The following is a 19,343-nucleotide window of genomic DNA, read 5'->3' as shown; positions in this document are numbered from 1 at the left end:
GTTGGGCATAATGCCATTTGAGATCGAGCATTCATGTGCCGTCTCGTATGAAAGCGACGAAGCTCAGCACGGTAGAGCGCTTTCGCGCTACCGATAACAAAGCAGATACTGCCCGATAAACAGGCCCAGCAAAGCGGGCCAGGTCAGTCTGGACAAATGACGCTGGCAGGTTTTGACAATCCACGTAAAGAGCATTATTCGCCTTGTTGACGCTGTAAACGCGCCAACACATCCTGAGCATTGCTTTTATTGGTTGCGCCAATACCCGCCTGCGCCAGTTTTTCATCCAGGTCGCGTCCATCGGCGACTTTTTCCAGCTGCGCGGCGGCATCCAGCCGGGCCTGGCGTTCAGCCTGACGCGTTTGTAAACGTTTAAGCGACTCCGCCGCCGTAGACACATTCGACGCGGCTCCGACGGTCGAGGTCGTCACCGCCTGCTGCGCGCGCTGCATGGCTTCTGTCGCCTTAACCACTTCAAGTTGCTGCTCAAACTGCGCAATCCGCTGGCCTGTCGCCGTTACGGCCTTCTCCACCGCATCGCGAGAGGCTTCCAGATTAGTCAGCACCTGTTCTTCGGCAAGAATGGCATTTTCCAGACGGGCTATTTCTTCCGCCACTTCGTTGAGTAAAGCGGCGTCGACATTCTTACTCATTGCCGCCAACGCCCGCGTTTCAAGGCTGGCTTTACGCTCACGTAAATCATTCAGCTTGTCATGGCTTAGCTTCACCCGCGCCAATAAATCCACTCTGGATTTACCCGCTTTATCCAGCTCGGCTTTTGCGTCGCGAATATGCTGCTCCAGCATACGTACACCCTGTGCTTCATCAATGGCCTCTTCTGCCTGAGCAACGAATGATTTACCTAACGTGAACAAACTTTTTAAAATTCCCATGTAAGCCGCCTGTATTATTCCTGTGAATAGACTTGTGTTATTTCAGCGATATCCAACGCATTTTCTACAAGCGTGGTGATTTCCAGCGTCACGTCGGCAAGCGACGAATTTAACGACAGCGCGCCAAAAGCGACATAATATTCCTCCTGTTTTACCTGAGTAATACCGACCGAAGACAGCGGTAAAACCTTCTGATTTCTCAGTAAGAAAAGATTAAATTCCGCGGTATCTCTAATCGTATTTACCGGACAGATATAAGTCTCGATAACTATTTGTTGCGAGGTAAATAAAACCGCCAGTGGTAAATCGCCATAATCATTCATTTTTATTATTAATGAAGACTCATTATTTTCTATATCAATATCTAATTCGGCGATGTTGTTTAACGCATCCGCCAGCGTCCGTGGAGTCCATGCCATATTATTATCTCTATCTCTTTTTTATAAATAAAGGGAGTTACAGGGTAGGTTTTGCTTTTTATATTACCAGCCAAAGATAAAAAAAAACCATCCGATTATGGATGGTTATTTTCTTAAAAAATACTATTAGCGTCAGGTTCGCTGGCGAACGGCTTCAAACAGACAAATCCCGGTCGCCACAGAGACATTCAGCGACGACACGCTACCGGCCATAGGAATGCTGATCAGCTCATCGCAGTGCTCACGGGTCAGACGACGCATACCTTCACCTTCTGCGCCCATGACCAGCGCCATGCGGCCAGGCATTTTGCTCTGATACAGCGTATGGTCAGCCTCGCCCGCCGTTCCGACAATCCAGATATTCTCTTCCTGCAACATGCGCATCGTGCGCGCCAGGTTGGTGACGCGGATCAACGGCACGCTTTCTGCTGCGCCGCAGGCGACTTTCTTCGCCGTCGCGTTAAGTTGCGCGGAGCGGTCTTTCGGCACGATTACCGCATGTACGCCTGCGGCATCGGCGCTGCGCAGACAGGCGCCAAGATTATGCGGATCGGTGACGCCATCGAGGATCAACAAAAAGGGGCGATCGTGTAATGCGATCAGATCCGGCAGATCGTTTTCCTGATACTGCCGGCCTGGTTTCACGCGAGCGATAATGCCCTGATGCACGGCACCGTCGCTTTTCTCGTCGAGATATTGGCGGTTTGCCAGCTGGATAACCACGCCCTGGGACTCAAGGGCGTGAATCAGCGGCAACAGACGTTTATCTTCACGGCCTTTTAAAATAAAGACTTCCTGAAAACGTTCAGGGGCGCGCTCCAGCAGGGCCTGCACTGCGTGGATGCCGTAAATCATTTCGCTCATTAATGTACTCGTTGTTTACGTTTTGCCGGGGGCGCTACGCTTGCCCGGCCTACAGATAATTCACTCTCTTCTGTTTGAAGAGGGTATTGCTCACTCTGCCGCTTTTTTCTTCGCCGCACGCTTCGCTTTGGTCGCTGCGGCTATTTTCTGCGTTTTAGCCGATGGCTTTTTTGCTTTTCTCGCGTCTTTCTTTGCTGCTTTCGGCTTCGCTTTTTTCTCGCCGCGGAAGGCGCTATCAGGCTCGAAGTTAACTTTTTTACCTACCTGACGACGTTTACCGGCGTTTTTACTTTCACCTTTTTTCGCTTTTTCACGCGCCGTTTTGCCGACGTTACGCGGTGCGCGCTCGCTGGAGATCAGGCTAAAGTCAATTTTCCGTTCGTCCATATTCACCGCTTCGACGCGTACCTCGACCCGGTCGCCCAGGCGATATGTCTGCCCGCCGGACTCGCCAATCAGACGTTGCCCTACCTGATCGAAGCGATAGTAATCGTTATCCAGTGAGGAAACGTGTACCAGCCCATCGATAAACAGTTCATCAAGACGGACAAAGAAGCCGAAACCAGTGACGCTGGCAATCACGCCCTTAAAGACGTTGCCTACCTGATCCAGCATAAAGTCACATTTCAGCCAGTCGGAGACATCACGCGTCGCTTCATCAGCGCGGCGTTCCGCCATCGAACAGTGCTGGCCGAGCTGCAACATCTCTTCCATCGAGTAGTGATAACCGCCCGTTTCTGTGGTGTTGTCCTTGTTCCCTTGCTCTTTCGCCAGCAGGTACTTAATGGCGCGGTGCAAAGAAAGATCCGGATAGCGGCGAATCGGCGAGGTAAAGTGCGCATAAGACTGCAACGCCAGGCCAAAGTGCCCGCGGTTTTCCGGATCGTAAATCGCCTGCTTCATTGAACGCAGCAGCATAGTTTGCAGCATTTCGGCGTCCGGCCGGTCGGCAATCGATTCAAGCAGTTCGGCATAATCGCGCGGTTCCGGTTTGTTTCCGCCCGGCAGCTCCAACCCCAGCTCCGCCAGTACGGAGCGGAATGAGGTGATCGCTTCGGTGGTGGGCTTATCATGAATACGGAATAACGCCGGCTCTTTAGCTTTTTCGACAAAGCGCGCCGCCGAGATATTCGCCATGATCATGCACTCTTCGATAAGCTTATGCGCGTCATTACGCTGGGTCTGTTCGATACGCTCAATGCGACGATCGGCGTTAAAGATAAACTTCGCCTCTTCGCTCTCAAACGAGATCCCCCCGCGCTCTTCACGCGCTTTATCCAGTACTTTGTAGAGGTTGTGCAGCTCTTCAATATGCTTCACCAGCGGCGCATATTGTTCACGCAGATCCTGATCGCCCTGCAGCATATGCCAGACTTTGGTATAGGTCAGACGCGCATGGGAGCTCATCACCGCTTCATAGAATTTGTAGCCGGTCAGCCGACCTTTCGCCGAGATGGTCATTTCACAGACCATACACAGCCTGTCAACCTGCGGGTTTAGCGAACACAGGCCGTTGGAGAGCACCTCCGGCAACATTGGGACAACCTGTGACGGGAAGTAAACCGACGTGCCGCGATTGCGCGCCTCGCGATCCAACGGCGTTGGCGGCCGTACATAATAGCTCACGTCAGCAATAGCGACCCACAAACGCCAGCCGCCGCCGCGTTTTTTCTCACAGTAAACCGCGTCGTCAAAGTCACGGGCATCTTCGCCATCAATCGTGACCAGCGGCAAATCGCGCAGATCGACACGACCGACTTTCGCCTCTTCCGGCACCTCTTCTTTCAGCCCGGCGACCTGCTGCTCTACCGCCTGCGGCCAGATGTAAGGTATTTCATGGGTACGCAGCGCCATATCAACCGCCATACCGGTGCCCATATTGTCGCCCAGCACTTCGACGATTTTCCCTACCGCTTTAGTACGGCGAGTTGGACGTTGGGTCAGTTCAACCACGACCACGAACCCCATCCGCGCGCCCATGACGTCTTCTGGCGGGATAAGAATGTCGAAGCTTAGGCGGCTGTCGTCCGGCACCACAAAGCCGACGCCCGCATCGGTGAAATAACGCCCGACTATCTGACTGGTTTTCGGTACCAGTACACGGACGATACGCGCTTCGCGGCGACCTTTACGATCGGCGCCCAGCGGCTGCGCCAGCACCTGATCGCCATGAATACAGGTTTTCATCTGCTCGCTGGAAAGATACAGATCGTCTTTGCGGCCTTCGACACGTAAGAAACCGTAACCGTCACGATGACCGATCACGGTGCCTTTCAGCAGGTCGAGGCGTTCCGGCAGCGCATAGCACTGGCGGCGGGTAAAGACCAGTTGTCCGTCGCGCTCCATCGCGCGCAGGCGGCGACGCAAGGCTTCAAGCTGCTCTTCGCCTTCAATATTCAGTTCTACGGCCAGTTCTTCGCGACTGGCCGGTTTTTCACGTTTCGTTAAATGTTCGAGGATAAATTCCCGGCTCGGGATAGGATTCGCGTATTTTTCTGCTTCGCGTTCCTGGAAAGGATCTTGTGACATTGAGGTTCCTCCATTGTCATCTCTAATGAAGTTTACTTCACTCCACCAGTAATAATTTATAAAGCGGTTGATTCTCTTCAACCAAATCGGCAAGCGTGTAGTTATCCAGCTCCTTGAGAAAACTCTGCACGGCCTTAGAAAGCGCCTGTTTCAGACGACAGGCAGGGGTGATGTGGCAAAATTCGCTGCTACAGTTGACCAGTGATAAGGGTTCCAGCTCACGCACCACATCGCCAATACAAATAGTATTAGCCGGTTTACCCAGGCGGATACCGCCATTTTTTCCCCGAACGGCGGTGACAAAGCCCGCCCGGCTAAGCTGATTGATAATTTTGACCATATGATTACGGGACACGCCGTAGACTTCTGTCACCTCAGAAATGCTGGTCATTCGTCCATCTGGTAACGACGCCATATAAATTAGCGCACGTAAGCCGTAATCGGTGAAACTCGTTAACTGCACATCAACCTCAGGAAAAGGGAAAACGGGATATAACTTATCTGTATTGATGATAAACCAGCCACCTGTCAGGCTGCTAATTTATTTCGGTTCAGGAAGGAAAAAAGCGGGGAACAATGACGCATTTGAGCCGAAGGGTGATGCAAAGCATCTTATCCGGCCAACAAATGCGTACTCATCATAGACCCGGTAAGCGTAGCGTTACCGGGCATCATCCATCAATTACGCGTCGAACGGGTCGCGCAGAATCATCGTCTCAGTACGATCGGGGCCGGTAGAAATAATATCAATCGGCACGCCGGTCAGTTCTTCGATACGTTTGATGTAGTTCAGCGCCGCCTGCGGCAGGCCGCTACGATCTTTCACGCCGAAGGTGGATTCAGACCAGCCCGGCATGGTTTCGTAAATCGGCTCTACACCTTTCCAGTCGTCAGCTGCCAGCGGAGTGGTAGTCACTTCGCGACCATCCGGCATACGGTAAGCCACGCAGAGTTTCACCTCTTTCAGGCCATCCAGCACGTCCAGTTTGGTCAGGCAGAAGCCAGACAGGGAGTTCAGCTGTACCGCACGACGAACGGCAACGGTGTCCAGCCAGCCGGTACGACGACGACGGCCGGTAGTGGCGCCGTATTCGTTACCCTGCTTGCAGAGGAACTCGCCGGTTTCATCAAACAGCTCAGTCGGGAACGGACCTGCACCTACACGAGTGGAGTAAGCCTTGAGGATACCCAGAACGTAATCAACATAACGTGGGCCCAGGCCGGAACCGGTCGCCACGCCACCTGCAGTGGTGTTAGAAGAAGTTACGTACGGATAAGTACCGTGGTCGATATCCAGCAGGGTACCCTGCGCACCTTCAAACATGACGAAATCGCCACGCTGACGCGCCTGGTCGAGCAGGTCCGAAACGTCAACAACCATAGAAGTCAGGATGTCGGCAACAGCCATCGTATCATCCAGAACTTTCTGGTAATCAACCGCTTCAACTTTGTAGTAGTTAACCAACTGGAAGTTGTGATATTCCATCACTTCTTTCAGTTTTTCAGCGAAGGTTTCTTTGTCGAAAAGGTCACCAACACGCAGACCGCGACGTGCCACTTTATCTTCATAAGCAGGCCCGATTCCACGACCGGTGGTGCCGATCGCTTTCGCGCCACGCGCTTTCTCACGCGCGTTATCCAGCGCAACGTGATAATCAAGGATCAGCGGACAGGCTTCAGACAGCAGCAGACGCTCACGAACGGGGATGCCACGGTCTTCCAGTTCTTTCATCTCTTTCATCAGCGCGCTCGGAGACAGCACAACACCGTTACCGATGATGCTGGTTACATTCTCGCGAAGAATACCTGATGGAATAAGATGGAGAACGGTTTTTTCACCGTTGATTACGAGAGTATGGCCTGCGTTGTGACCGCCCTGGTAGCGTACAACATATTTAGCCCGTTCAGTCAGAAGATCGACGATCTTTCCTTTACCTTCGTCACCCCATTGGGTGCCCAGTACGACGACGTTGTTACCCATTTTTCAAAATCACCGTTTGCTTAAAAATGGATTCTACCATCGCTTTTTCAGATATACAGCACTTTTTGCACTCAATATGCGGCAAATCCGACCACTTTTTGTTCAGCCAATCGTTTTCCTCAACATGTAGTAGACCACAACTCCCGCAACCACAAGTCCGCCGCCAAAACGGCGTAAAACATTTTCCGGCAGTTGCGCCAGTGCCGAAACCATTTTTTTCCATGCGCCGGGATACAGCATCGGTCCCAGCCCTTCGAGGACTAATACCAGAGCAAGCGCCAGCCAGATTGTTGAATTCATTTATCGCCCTTATAAAAGAAAACCACCGGCATCCTTTGGATGCGGTGGTTTTGCTGGTCTAAAACCGCTGACGCTATTTTAGCGTGTCGTCGAACTCGGTGTCTTCATGTAGCGGAAGAAATCGCTGTCCGGGCTCAGTACCATCACGTCCTGATTACCTTCGAAGCTCTTCTCGTAAGCGCGCAGACTACGAATGAACGCGTAGAAATCAGGGTCCTGGCTGAACGCGTCGGCAAACAGCTTCGCGGCTTCAGCATCACCTTCACCACGCATGATACGCCCCTGACGCTCGGCTTCCGCCAGAGTTTTCGTCACCTCATAGTCAGCAGCCGCACGCAGTTTTTCCGCTTCTTCCTGACCTTGTGAGCGATGACGACGCGCGACCGCTTCACGCTCGGCGCGCATACGGTTGTAAATCGCCTCAGAAACCTCGGTCGGCAGGTTGATCTGCTTAATACGCACATCGACCACTTCGATACCCAACGCCGCCATACTGTTCGGGTTGATGACCGGTACTTTACCTTTGGTTTCCGCCGTGACGCGTTCCGCCGCTTCGGCAATCGCGTCATCCGCCGCCGGGGTCGCCACTTCATCATCGGTACCGGCTGAACCGGAGTTCAACGCGTCGCGCACTTCCAGAGTCAGACGACCACGAGAATCGGTCACGATGTCTTTTACGTCCAGGCGACCAATCTCAGAACGCAAACGGTCCGAGAATTTACGTTTTAACAGCACTTCGGCTTGCGAAATATCGCCGCCGCCGGTCGCCAGATAGTAACGGCTAAAGTCGCTGATACGCCATTTGATGTAGGAGTCGACAATCAGGTCTTTCTTCTCTTTAGTCACAAAGCGATCGGCCTGGTTATCCATCGTCTGGATACGCGCATCAAGCATTTTCACTGATTCAATAAACGGGATCTTAAAGTGCAGACCCGGCGCGTAAACCAGCGGTTTGTTCTCATCGTCACGCAGAACTTTACCAAAACGCAGCGTAATGCCGCGCTCGCCCTCTTTGACCACAAAGACGGACATGTAGAGCACTACCAGCACGATGATGATAATCGCAATAACTGACTTACGCATCGTTATTCCCCCTGACGCTGGTAGTCGTTACGCTGCGCATTCGCGCGGCGTTGGTCCATAATATCGCCCTGATTTGAGGACGACGTGTTGCTTGCTCCGCTGGCGTTAGACTTTGTGGACGGCGGCAGGCGCAGCAGGTTGCTGGCGCTATTGTCGCTCTTTGCCGCCGGCGCATTCCCGCCTTTCAGCATCTGATCTAACGGCAGCACCATTAAATTACCGCTCTTGTCGTTAACCAGTACTTTACGGGTATGGCTCAGCACTTTTTCCATCGTTTCAATATACAGACGCTCGCGTGTAATCTGCGGCGCGGCTTTATATTCCGGCAAAATCTTCGCAAACCGGGCGACTTCACCCTGCGCTTCCAGGATAGTCTGGGTTTTATAGGCGCGTGCCTCTTCCAGAATACGCTGCGCCTGACCGTTGGCGCGCGGCTGAACTTCGTTGGTATACGCTTCCGCTTCACGAATGTACTGCTGCTCGTTTTCACGTGCGGCAATCGCGTCGTCAAAGGCGGCTTTCACCTCTTCCGGCGGGCGCGCAGCCTGGAAGTTCACGTCCAGCAGGGTAATCCCCATGTTGTACGGTTTGATAGTCTCTTCCAGCTCGCGTTGGGTATCGCTACGAATAACGGTACGGCCTTCGGTCAGGATGCGATCCATCGTGTATTTACCAATGACGCCACGCAGCGCGCTGTCGGTGGCCTGACGCAGGCTATCGTCCGGGCTGGTCACGCTAAACAGATATTTCTGCGGATCGGTGACGCGGTATTGCACGTTCATTTCAACGCGCACGACGTTTTCATCAGACGTCAGCATCACGCCTGACGCCGCCAGTTCGCGCACCGCCTCGACGTTCACCGGCGTGACGTCGTCAATAAATGTCGGCTTCCAGTTCAGACCTGGCTCTACCAGATGGCTGAATTTACCAAAACGCGTCACAACGCCGCGCTCGGCTTCTTTAATGGTATAAAAACCGCTGGCCGCCCAGATAATGACTACTGCCGCCGCGGCGATGGCGACAATACGGCCTCCCAGTTGCGGACGCGGGCCTTGCGATGAGCTACCGCCGCCGGAACCGGTGCCTTTACCGCCCCCAAAACCACCGAGTTTTTTACTCAGCTTACGGAAGATATCATCCAGATCGGGAGGTCCCTGATCGCGGCCACCTTTGTTTCCATTTCCCCCAGAGTTGCTGCCAGGTTTGCTGCTTCCCCACGGGTCGCGGTCCTGTCCGTTATTACCGGGCTGATTCCACGCCATGTTTGTGCTCCATATTTGTTATGCGGTGATCCCCGTTGTCTTTCGACCTCAGAGGATAAGGCGAAATTACTCCATGCTTCAGACGAACCGCCGTTACAGACATCATCTTTCAGGCTGCGTCTTGAGTGGCGGCTTTTTTACCCCAGGTCACTTAGTTGTGAGCTCCTGAAATTCTCTCAGCTACCGCTTCAATACGACCTGAATGACTTCGCGTCTAGATCACGTATTCGATCAACGCCGGTTCTTGTTTACAGAGGCGACGCCAGTCGACAATCGGCATTCGTACCTGCAGACTGACGCTACCGTCTTCCTCCATCCACTCTTTTTCTATTGCCTGAAGCTGATAAAACCGGCTTCTCAGACGCCCTTCCTGCGGCGGCAAACGCAGCGTATGCTGCGCCACCTCGCCGGAAAGACGCTCCGTCAAAGCCTGAAAAAGCTGTGGTATCCCCACGCCGCTTTGCGCTGAAAGCCAAACGCGGATGGGTTTATTCTCTTCATCTCTGTCGATACGCGGTTCAAAGTCGTCCAGCATATCGATTTTGTTCATCACCATTAAGGTGGGGATTTCGTGAGCGTCAATCTCTTCAAGAACGGTGTTTACCGCCTCGATGTTTTCCTGCACACGAACATCCGCCGCATCGACCACATGCAGCAGCAGCGTCGCCTGACGTGTCTCCTGCAGGGTAGCTTTAAAGGCAGCCACCAGATCGTGCGGTAAATGGCGGATAAAGCCTACCGTATCCGCCAGAACGGTTTCACCGACATCCGCTACATCAATACGACGTAACGTCGGGTCCAGCGTCGCAAATAGCTGATCTGCCGCATAGACCCGCGCTTCAGTGATCTGATTAAAAAGGGTGGATTTTCCGGCGTTGGTATAGCCCACCAGCGATACCGTCGGAACATCGGCCTTGATGCGCGACTGCCGCCCCTGCTCACGTTGCTTCTCAACTTTCTCCAGGCGCGACTGAATCTGCACAATGCGATTACGCAGTAAACGACGGTCGGTTTCGAGCTGGGTTTCACCCGGACCGCGCAAACCAATCCCGCCTTTCTGACGTTCAAGGTGGGTCCAGCCACGCACCAGACGCGTAGCCAGATGGCGTAGCTGCGCCAGCTCAACCTGCAACTTACCTTCATGGGTACGCGCACGTTGGGCAAAAATATCTAAGATAAGACCGGTGCGATCGATAACCCGGCACTCGCACAAACGCTCCAGGTTTCGCTCCTGGGCTGGACTCAATGCATGATCAAACAATACGACCGCTGCGCCAGTCGCTTTCACGGCTTCCGCAATTTCAACTGCCTTACCTTCACCTACAAAGTACTTCGGGTGCGGTGCTTTACGGCTACCGGTAATCACCTGCATTGCTTCGACACCGGCGGAAGAGACCAGAGATTCAAACTCCTGGAGGTCTTCCATATCTTTGTCTTGCGAAAAATAGATGTGTACCAGTACCGCCTGCTCACCGGCATCATAACGGTCAAACAAGCGTAAACCCTCTTAATAACCAGCGGGGGCGATTATCCGACGCCCCCGACATGGATAAACAGCGCGTGAACTTATTCAGTCTCTTCGCTGTCCTGTTGCGCAGTAGAACCCTGCGCGTTGCTACCGTGATGGTAGTTATTGCTGGCGCCGCCACCGGCATTGTTGCTGTGATGGGAAACCGGGCGAGACGGGACAACAGTAGAAATCGCGTGCTTATAAACCATCTGGCTGACCGTGTTCTTCAACAGGATCACGAACTGATCAAAGGACTCGATTTGACCTTGCAGCTTAATACCATTCACCAAATAAATAGAAACTGGAACACGTTCCCGACGCAATGCGTTCAGGAACGGATCTTGTAAAGATTGCCCCTTAGCCATTCTCTTTTCCTTATATGCTTATTTGTACTTTGAACCTTTCGATTCTGAAAAATTGCGCACGATACGTCTCAATTGTACACATTCAGTCTGCGATAGCACCAACAACCTGTAATACTTCTTTTCGCGCCCGATCGGGATTCTCACTGTCAAGCCAGCGCACCCCTTCCCAACCGCGCAACCAGGTCATCTGGCGCTTCGCCAACTGTCTCGTGGCGCAAACACCTCTATAAACCATTTCATCATATGAGATTTCGCCCTCAATGTATGACCACATCTGGCGGTATCCCACACAACGGATGGAAGGCAAGTCCGTATGCAAATCTCCTCGGGCAAAAAGCGCCCGGACTTCTGCTTCAAAACCTGAAGCCAACATCTGATGAAAACGCAGTTCAATGCGCTGATGGAGCAGTTCACGGCTCGCCGGGGCGATAGCGAACTGATGCACCTGGTACGGTAGCGCGTCTCCTGACGTTTGCGTTAGCTCCGTTAAAGTTTTACCCGAAATGAAAAAAACTTCCAGTGCCCGGGAAAGTCTTTGCGGATCATTTGGATGAATTCGCGCGGCGGCAACCGGATCTATCTCCTGAAGTTGCTGATGCAACGCCTCCCATCCAAGCTCCGCTGCTTGCTGCTCTATCCGGGATCTGACTTCCGGATCTGCTGAAGGCAGCGGCGATAACCCTTCCAGCAATGCCTTAAAATACAGCATGGTACCGCCCACTAACAGCGGGATACGCCCCGCTGCGGTGATCTCCGCCATTTGCACTAACGCGTCGCGGCGAAAATCCGCCGCCGAATACGCCTGCGACGGGTCGCGTATATCTAACAGTCGATGCGGCGCCGCTTTCAGCTCATCGGCATTCGGCTTAGCCGTGCCAATATCCATCCCCCGATAAATGAGGGCGGAATCAACGCTTATCAACTCTACTGGCAAAACTTTACGCAGTTCTATCGCCAGCGCCGTTTTGCCGGAGGCCGTCGGCCCCATCAAAAATATCGCCTTAGGCAGGCTCGCCTTGCTTACATCATTCATGCTTCAGGGCGTTCATCGCCGAATGTAAATCAACAGGTTGTAACAGGCCACCCGGCGGCGCTTTTACCAGCTGCGGACATAGCCGCTCAACATCCGCCAGCAGCGATATGGCCTGCGCCATCGACCACTGCGGATGTTCACTCTGCACATTACGCGCTATCCATTGTGCAATATTGACCGTTGCAAATGTGGTCTGTTGCGCCAGGTAGCCTATCAGTTCAGGAATCAAGATTTGTAAATTTTGTTGTCGTAAGGGTAAAGGCACCGCCCGAATGGTCACATGCTGCGCATCTGACTGAAATTCAATACCCAATTCTCCCAACAAAGATTGGGCTTTTTGCAGCGCGGCTTTTTCATCGGCGCTCACTTTTAAACGCAGCGGAATCAGCAACGGCTGCGCGCAAACCGGACTTTGACCCGGTGTAAGCTGCGCCTGACGCAGCCAACGCTCCGCAACCGGCAGCGACAAGAGCTGGATAGTCCCCGCGTGTTCCAGCAACGCGCAGTCACCGCCGACTATCGTCAGTACGCGACCGAAACTCTGGCTATGTCCGTCAAGCGCAGGCGCAACCGCCTCCGGCGCAGGGCTCGTCGTCGGCGTCTGTAAAAGCGCGCGATAAACCTCGCCCTGCTGCTTCTGATAACCTGGCTGCGCGTGCGGCCAACCACCTGCGGACTGACGCCCGCCGTTGCCGCCCGATGCGCCGCCGGAATAACGCGGTGTCGCGGGCTCGCGCGCCGCAGTTGGCTCGGCGGGTACAGCAAAATGGTTGCGCCCCGCGGCGATACGGTTTTCCGGGACATGCCGCGGCGCTGGCGCAATCTCCTCCAGCGGCAGAGTCGTTTCCGTCTGCTGTTGCAGAACGCTCAGCACCCCTTGATAGATGAAGTCGTGCACCAGTCGGGATTGATGAAAACGCACTTCGTGCTTGGCGGGATGAACATTGACATCCACCTGATGCGGGTCAATCTCCAGATACAGCACAAACGCAGGCTGTTGGTCCGCGCCCAGTTTATCTTCACAGGCCTGGCGAATGGCATGGTTGATCAAGCGGTCGCGCATCATGCGGCCATTCACATAACAGTACTGGATCTCCGTTAACGCCGTGGTGGTGTGATTCGGATCGGCGACCCAGCCGCGCAGGGTCAGATCGCCATGCTGCCACTCGATCGCCAGTGCCTGTTCGAGAAACGGCGTCCCGCAGATGGCGCCTAACCGGCGCTCTTTTTGCCCGTCCTTTGCGACAGCGCGATACTGCCGTACCAATTTGCCGTTGTGCGACAGGTTAAGCGTGACGTCAAAACGGGCCAATGCAATACGACGGATGATCTCATCGATGTGATTAAATTCCGTTTTTTCGGTACGCATGAATTTGCGCCGGGCGGGTGTATTATAAAAGAGATCCAGAACTTCCAGGGTGGTGCCGACCGGGTGCGCGGCGGGTTTTACCGTCACGTCCATGTCGCGCCCTTCCGCATACGCCTGCCAGGCTTCCGCCTGCTCCGCCGTACGCGACGTTAGCGTCAAACGCGAGACCGAACTGATACTGGCCAGCGCTTCGCCGCGAAATCCCAGACTGATAATCGCTTCCAGATCGTCAAGCGAGGCGATTTTACTGGTGGCATGACGGGCCAGCGCCAGCGCCAGCTCCTCTTTTTTAATGCCGCAGCCATTGTCGCGAATACGAATAAGCTTCGCGCCGCCACGCTCGATGTCGATATCAACGCGGGTGGCGCCTGCATCCAGACTATTCTCTACCAGCTCTTTAACAACCGACGCAGGGCGTTCCACCACTTCGCCAGCGGCGATTTGGTTCGCAAGCTGCGGCGGCAGAACCTGAATCGGCATGAAATCTCCTTAATTCGCGGCGGTTATGGCGCCAGGCTGGTTGGTACTGGCCGTCTGGCCTGGGCCGCCCTGCGGCGCAGACTGGATCGGATGCGCTGCAAAGTACTTACGCAACCCCCGGTATATAGCGTCAGCAATCTGCTGCTGATAGCGGTCGCTCGCCAGCAATCGCTCTTCGCCGTGATTACTGATAAAGCCCGTCTCCACCAAAATGGACGGGATATCCGGCGAACGCAACACGCCCAGGCTCGCGTGTTCCGGGCGACGTTTATGCAACGACCCCACACCATCCAGTTGGCTTAGCACGTTCGTCGCCACATCATACCCTACCCGCTGCGAATGACCGAATTGCAAATCCAGTACCGCCTGGCTCAGGTAAGGGTCTGACTGACTGTTCGCCAGCACATCGCCAGCGCCGCCTAACAGTTCGGATTGCTTCTCATGCTGCTCAAGCCAGTTTGCCATTTCGCTGTTCGCGCGACGATTGGACAATACCCAGACGGAGGCGCCGGTGGCGTCGCGATTTGGCGCGGCATCCGCATGAATAGAGACAAGGAAGTTGGCGTTTTGCTTACGCGCCACGTCAGACCGCCCCATCACCGAAATAAAATAGTCGCCGTCACGCGTCAGCACGCCTTTAAACATCGGATCGTTATTCAGTAATGTGCGTAACTTACGCGCGATGGCGATGGTGACATTTTTCTCGCGCGTACCGCCCGGGCCTATCGCGCCGGGGTCCTGGCCTCCATGTCCGGCATCAATAGCAATCACCACTTTATCGCCAGCGCCTGCCGACGCGCGCGCCGCAGGCCGCGTAACGGTATTGCTGCTGGTTACGCCGGTCAGGCGATCATCAGAAGATTTAAACGGATTACGGGCCGGCTCCGTCGGGCGAGGCGCGCTTTCAACCCGTTTCGCGACGACAGGCGGCGGTGGCGGCGGAACATCGGCATTAATGGTGAAAACGACCGTATAGTTGCCGCCGTTTTGCCGCTTCACCGCCTCGGTTTTACCATTTTCCGTCAGATCGACAAGCAACCGTAAAGATTGCGCATCTTTCGGCGTTCCGGCACGGATCGTTTTTACCAGATTGTTACCGCTAAACTGAAGCGGCAGCCCCTGAATCACGCCGGTCTGCCTGATATCCAGCGCCACGGTACGTTTACCGTCCTGTGAGTAAGCATATTCCGGCTCGCCGATAAAACTCAGCGTAATGCGCGCCTGCTGCTCGCCGTTGGAAACCTGAATATCAGAGAGACTGGCGGCGCCCGCCTGCGCGCACAGCAGGATTAAGGCTGCTATTACGGCATTTTTGATGCGATAAATCATCCCGCCACCTTTATAGCTAATCGGCTAAACGCGCCAGTAACGAATGACCCGATGAGGATACCGCGCTTACGCGAGCCTCACGCCCCTGCGCCTGGTAATCAATATGGATTTCGACGTCCGGGTCGGGGAGAACGCCTTTACCTTGTTGCGGCCACTCCACCAGACAAATGGCGTCGTTGGCGAAATAATCGCGAATGCCCATAAACTCCAGCTCCTCCGGGTCCGCAAGACGGTATAAGTCGAAGTGATATACCATCATGTTATCAAGCGCATAAGGCTCTACCAGCGTATAGGTGGGGCTTTTTACATTACCGTTATGGCCTAACGCCTGTAAAAATCCCCGGCTAAACGTCGTTTTACCGGCACCTAAATCGCCATACAGATAAATAACGGTCGCGCCATCGCAGGCGTTGGCTACCCGTTGCCCCAGGTCTAGCGTCGCCTGTTCGTCAGGTAGCGGAATTACTCGATTCATCATGGTTTACGTCAATCACATCAGGGTTAACAATACGCCGCAGCGTAGTAAAAAGATCGGTCGCCAACATGCCGCGAGCGCCATAACGCGCTGCCAGTAAGTCCGCCGCCGCGCCGTGAGCCACACATCCCACACATGCCGCATCATACGGGGTAAACTTCTGTCCGAGCAATGCGCCGATGATGCCGGACAGGACATCGCCCATCCCGCCGCTCGCCATCCCCGCATTACCAGCGTCAATGATAGCCAGAGGGTGGTGTTCAGCGGCGATAATCGTTCCTGCGCCTTTTAACACGACCACGCCTCCATACCGTTTTACCAGACGCTGTGCTGAAAGTAAGCGATCACTTTCAATTTCTGCCACAGAACATCCTAACAGGCGGGCCGCCTCTCCCGGATGCGGCGTAATCACGCGATTGTGACGTTTATCAGGATTGATTGCCAGTAGGTTCAACGCATCCGCATCCCACAGCATAGGTTTACGGACGTTTTCTACTTTCTGTAAGGCTTTTTTGCCCCATTCCTGCTGTCCAAGCCCCGGGCCGATCACCACAACGTCAGCCCAGGTCAGGCTCTCTTCCAGCGACTGAGGCGTGAGTTCATGTACCATCAGTTCCGGGCGGGCCGTCAGCAACGGCGCGATGTTTTCACCGCGAGTCAGAACTCTGACCAACCCAGCCCCCGTACGCAGCGCCGCCTCGCCAGCCATCCGAATTGCGCCCGCTGTTCCCTGGTCGCCGCCGATAATCGCCAGACGACCATGATCGCCCTTATGCGAGGTCGGTCGACGCGGCGTTAACCATTGCCCCAACTGCGTCGCGTCAAAACGCCGGAGCGGCGGCGTCTGGCTCGCCAGCCAGCCTTCCAGCCCCAACGCGTCATAATGCAATATGCCGGTAACGTCACGCGCTTTGCCGGTCAGCAGGCCTGGTTTCAGGGCGATAAACGTGACCGTATGCGCGGCGCTTATCACCGCGCCAGGCGTGGCGCCCGTTTGCGCCAGCAGGCCTGACGGGATATCGACGGCGACAACCGGCGCAGGATGGGCGTTCGCCTGTTCAATCAGACCGGCTACCGGGTCGCGCGGCGCCTGGGCTATGCCGGTGCCAAGCAGCGCGTCGATAATCAGATCCGTCGCTTCCGGCCAGATAATATCGGCAGCATGGATAATGCCGCCAGCATTCAGCCAAGCATCGCGCGCCTGCGCCGCTTCTTCAGGTAACGGTTTGTCGCTCTCCTGCGCCAGCAACGTTACGCTAATGCCCGCCGCTTGCGCTAGTCGCGCCACGACGTAACCATCGCCGCCGTTGTTGCCATGACCACACAACACCAGCCAGTGTCGGGTGTCAGGATAACTGTCACGGGCTACCCGAAATGCCGCGTCGCCAGCGCGCAGCATCAATTCATAGAGTGTGAGTCCGAAGGCATCCGCCGCATCGCGTTCCAGCCGTTTGATGTCATCGGCGGGCCAAATGGAGTGTGGTATACTTACAGGGTTTTTCTTCATGTTATGGTCCATCATGTCAAAGCCCCTCGATCTCAATCAGTTAGCGCAAAATATTAAGCAGTGGGGGCTGGAGCTGGGCTTTCAGCAGGTCGGTATTACTGATACCGATCTGCGCGCATCCGAACCTGCGCTGCAGGCGTGGCTGGACAAACAATACCACGGCGAGATGGCATGGATGGCGCGCCACGGTATGATGCGCGCCCGGCCTCATGAACTCTTACCCGGTACGCTACGTGTCATCAGCGTGCGCATGAACTATCTGCCCGCCAACGCCGCATTTGCCAGTACGTTGAAGGATCCCACGCTGGGCTACGTTAGCCGATATGCGCTGGGGCGTGATTATCACAAGCTGTTACGCAGCCGCCTTAAAAAACTGGGCGAGCAGATCCAACAGTACTGCGGTTCGCTGAATTTTAGACCGTTTGTCGACTCTGCGCCTATTCTTGAACGCCCATTAGCGGAAAAAGCCGGACTTGGCTGGACGGGTAAGCACTCACTTATCCTTAATCGGGAGGCGGGCTCATTCTTTTTCCTGGGGGAACTGCTGATTGATTTACCGCTGCCGGTCGACCAGCCGGTCGAGGAAGGTTGCGGCAAATGCGTCGCCTGTATGACCATTTGCCCGACCGGGGCGATTGTCGAACCGTATACGGTGGACGCGCGGCGCTGTATTTCTTATCTCACCATTGAGCTGGAAGGCGCTATTCCGGAAGCATTTCGCCCACTGATAGGCAACCGTATTTACGGCTGCGATGACTGCCAGCTTATCTGTCCGTGGAATCGTTACTCTCAGTTGACCGACGAAGCAGATTTTAGCCCACGCAAGGCGCTGCATAACCCAGATTTGCTTGAGTTGTTTAGCTGGAGCGAAGCGCAGTTTCTGAAAGTCACTGAAGGTTCTGCGATTCGGCGCATTGGTCATTTACGCTGGCTGCGCAATGTTGCCGTCGCGCTGGGGAATGCGCCGTGGAGTAATGCCGTCATTACGGCGCTGGAAAGCCGCAAGGGTGAGCATCCACTTCTCGATGAGCATATCGAATGGGCGATTGCGCAACAAATTGAAAAGCGCAACGCCTGCATCATTGAAGTGCAGCTACCGAAAAAACAGCGTCTGGTCAGGGTGATTGAAAAAGGGCTGGTGCGCGATGCCTGAATTATTCACAGGCTGTGTATAAAAATAAAAACACATTGCGATTCAAGAGGGAAAAAAGGAACAGACAATAACGCTAACGTTTTGAAATCTTATTTTTTCTATATTTTTCAGTAAATTATAGAAATTCTACGCGTCAGGTATAATTTTTTGCATTCCAGGAGTAATGGGCCAACCTGTGGATAAGTCTGTTTACAAGGATCTGACGAAAGCGGAACAAAACGTGCCCCAACGCGATATTCGTTGTGGATAATTTTACTGTAGATAAGAATTGGAGCGGGAAACGAGACTCGAACTCGCGACCCCGACCTTGGCAAGGTCGTGCTCTACCAACTGAGCTATTCCCGCTTGGGTGCGTCTGTGCTTAACAAGCACTTTCAAATTTGGAGCGGGAAACGAGACTCGAACTCGCGACCCCGACCTTGGCAAGGTCGTGCTCTACCAACTGAGCTATTCCCGCTTGGGTGCGCTTGTACTTAACAAGTACTTTCAAATTTTGGAGCGGGAAACGAGACTCGAACTCGCGACCCCGACCTTGGCAAGGTCGTGCTCTACCAACTGAGCTATTCCCGCAAATTTGTTGCTGTCGTAATTCGCATTTCTGCGTCGTTACGGGAGGCGCATTATACGAGAAATCCATTTAGCTGCAAGCCCCTGAACGCATTTTTTCGCGATTTTTGTTTGAATGCTGATTAAATCACCAAACAAGACAAAAAACGAGCAAAGCGTGCGCTATGCAACAAAAAACTTTTCACGCCACGCCTAAAGGCACAGAATCAGAATAGCACCCTGCG

The 19,343-nt window shown here is 54.2% G+C and carries 17 protein-coding genes, 3 tRNA genes and 1 pseudogene; 1 reads left to right on the top strand and 20 read right to left on the bottom strand.

Annotated elements, in window-relative coordinates; all coding sequences use genetic code 11:
- Positions 1-93: 93 nt before the first annotated feature.
- The 17 genes and pseudogenes from ABVN36_RS00590 to nnr all read right to left on the bottom strand — a co-directional run.
- Positions 94-195: pseudogene (locus ABVN36_RS00590) on the bottom strand (hypothetical protein); the annotation flags it as partial.
- Complete coding sequence (locus ABVN36_RS00585; protein WP_000511981.1) at positions 195-893, bottom strand: PspA/IM30 family protein; 699 nt, start codon at positions 891-893, stop codon at positions 195-197. The pseudogene ABVN36_RS00590 and the gene ABVN36_RS00585, both read right to left, overlap by 1 nt.
- Before the next feature lie 14 nt (positions 894-907).
- Positions 908-1,312 carry a YjfI family protein gene (locus ABVN36_RS00580; RefSeq protein WP_000312605.1) on the bottom strand — a complete coding sequence of 135 codons (405 nt, stop codon included), beginning with the start codon at positions 1,310-1,312 and terminating at the stop codon, positions 908-910.
- 132 nt (positions 1,313-1,444) lie between these two features.
- Positions 1,445-2,176: a 23S rRNA (guanosine(2251)-2'-O)-methyltransferase RlmB gene (gene rlmB, locus ABVN36_RS00575; RefSeq protein ID WP_001293274.1), complete on the bottom strand. Its 732-nt coding sequence runs from the start codon at positions 2,174-2,176 to the stop codon at positions 1,445-1,447.
- Positions 2,177-2,266: 90 nt separating this feature from the next.
- Complete coding sequence (gene rnr, locus ABVN36_RS00570) at positions 2,267-4,705, bottom strand: ribonuclease R (RefSeq protein WP_023138846.1); 2,439 nt, start codon at positions 4,703-4,705, stop codon at positions 2,267-2,269.
- Positions 4,706-4,742: 37 nt separating this feature from the next.
- On the bottom strand, positions 4,743-5,168 hold the full coding sequence (gene nsrR / locus ABVN36_RS00565) for a nitric oxide-sensing transcriptional repressor NsrR (RefSeq protein WP_001177632.1): 426 nt from the start codon (positions 5,166-5,168) through the stop codon (positions 4,743-4,745).
- A 219-nt stretch (positions 5,169-5,387) separates the two neighbouring features.
- Positions 5,388-6,686: an adenylosuccinate synthase gene (gene purA, locus ABVN36_RS00560; protein WP_000527976.1), complete on the bottom strand. Its 1,299-nt coding sequence runs from the start codon at positions 6,684-6,686 to the stop codon at positions 5,388-5,390.
- A gap of 102 nt (positions 6,687-6,788) precedes the next feature.
- A complete protein-coding gene (locus tag ABVN36_RS00555) occupies positions 6,789-6,986 on the bottom strand; it encodes a DUF2065 family protein (protein ID WP_001089290.1) in 198 nt (65 codons plus the stop codon).
- Between the two features lie 78 nt (positions 6,987-7,064).
- Positions 7,065-8,069, bottom strand: a complete 1,005-nt coding sequence (gene hflC / locus ABVN36_RS00550; RefSeq protein ID WP_001232417.1) for a protease modulator HflC — start codon at positions 8,067-8,069, stop codon at positions 7,065-7,067.
- Positions 8,070-8,071: 2 nt separating this feature from the next.
- Positions 8,072-9,331 carry an FtsH protease activity modulator HflK gene (gene hflK, locus ABVN36_RS00545; RefSeq protein WP_000312505.1) on the bottom strand — a complete coding sequence of 420 codons (1,260 nt, stop codon included), beginning with the start codon at positions 9,329-9,331 and terminating at the stop codon, positions 8,072-8,074.
- A gap of 214 nt (positions 9,332-9,545) precedes the next feature.
- On the bottom strand, positions 9,546-10,826 hold the full coding sequence (gene hflX / locus ABVN36_RS00540) for a ribosome rescue GTPase HflX (RefSeq protein ID WP_000460338.1): 1,281 nt from the start codon (positions 10,824-10,826) through the stop codon (positions 9,546-9,548).
- Between the two features lie 71 nt (positions 10,827-10,897).
- Positions 10,898-11,206 carry an RNA chaperone Hfq gene (hfq, locus tag ABVN36_RS00535; protein WP_001051875.1) on the bottom strand — a complete coding sequence of 103 codons (309 nt, stop codon included), beginning with the start codon at positions 11,204-11,206 and terminating at the stop codon, positions 10,898-10,900.
- 82 nt (positions 11,207-11,288) lie between these two features.
- Positions 11,289-12,239, bottom strand: a complete 951-nt coding sequence (gene miaA, locus ABVN36_RS00530; RefSeq protein ID WP_023138847.1) for a tRNA (adenosine(37)-N6)-dimethylallyltransferase MiaA — start codon at positions 12,237-12,239, stop codon at positions 11,289-11,291.
- Positions 12,232-14,088 carry a DNA mismatch repair endonuclease MutL gene (gene mutL / locus ABVN36_RS00525; protein ID WP_023138848.1) on the bottom strand — a complete coding sequence of 619 codons (1,857 nt, stop codon included), beginning with the start codon at positions 14,086-14,088 and terminating at the stop codon, positions 12,232-12,234. Before mutL ends, miaA begins: the two co-directional genes overlap by 8 nt.
- 9 nt (positions 14,089-14,097) lie before the next feature.
- On the bottom strand, positions 14,098-15,417 hold the full coding sequence (amiB, locus tag ABVN36_RS00520; protein ID WP_000640371.1) for an N-acetylmuramoyl-L-alanine amidase AmiB: 1,320 nt from the start codon (positions 15,415-15,417) through the stop codon (positions 14,098-14,100).
- Positions 15,418-15,433: 16 nt separating this feature from the next.
- A complete protein-coding gene (tsaE, locus tag ABVN36_RS00515) occupies positions 15,434-15,895 on the bottom strand; it encodes a tRNA (adenosine(37)-N6)-threonylcarbamoyltransferase complex ATPase subunit type 1 TsaE (protein WP_000981984.1) in 462 nt (153 codons plus the stop codon).
- Positions 15,867-17,414 carry a bifunctional ADP-dependent NAD(P)H-hydrate dehydratase/NAD(P)H-hydrate epimerase gene (gene nnr / locus ABVN36_RS00510; RefSeq protein WP_000968675.1) on the bottom strand — a complete coding sequence of 516 codons (1,548 nt, stop codon included), beginning with the start codon at positions 17,412-17,414 and terminating at the stop codon, positions 15,867-15,869. The genes tsaE and nnr overlap by 29 nt, the downstream gene beginning before the upstream one ends.
- Between nnr and queG the strand changes: the two genes are divergently transcribed.
- Positions 17,413-18,552, top strand: a complete 1,140-nt coding sequence (gene queG, locus ABVN36_RS00505; protein WP_001670426.1) for a tRNA epoxyqueuosine(34) reductase QueG — start codon at positions 17,413-17,415, stop codon at positions 18,550-18,552. The two genes, nnr and queG, sit on opposite strands and share 2 nt — an antisense overlap.
- A 269-nt stretch (positions 18,553-18,821) precedes the next feature.
- Here queG and ABVN36_RS00500 read toward each other — a convergent pair.
- The 3 genes from ABVN36_RS00500 to ABVN36_RS00490 all read right to left on the bottom strand — a co-directional run bounded on the left by ABVN36_RS00500 (position 18,822) and on the right by ABVN36_RS00490 (position 19,122).
- Positions 18,822-18,897, bottom strand: a tRNA-Gly gene (locus ABVN36_RS00500).
- A gap of 36 nt (positions 18,898-18,933) precedes the next feature.
- Positions 18,934-19,009, bottom strand: a tRNA-Gly gene (locus ABVN36_RS00495).
- 37 nt (positions 19,010-19,046) lie between these two features.
- Positions 19,047-19,122, bottom strand: a tRNA-Gly gene (locus ABVN36_RS00490).
- Positions 19,123-19,343: the final 221 nt, after the last annotated feature.

Source organism: Salmonella sp. SJTUF15581, from assembly GCF_043356775.1.
Lineage (GTDB): Bacteria > Pseudomonadota > Gammaproteobacteria > Enterobacterales > Enterobacteriaceae > Salmonella > Salmonella enterica.
This window is presented reverse-complemented; position numbering and strand designations above follow the sequence as displayed.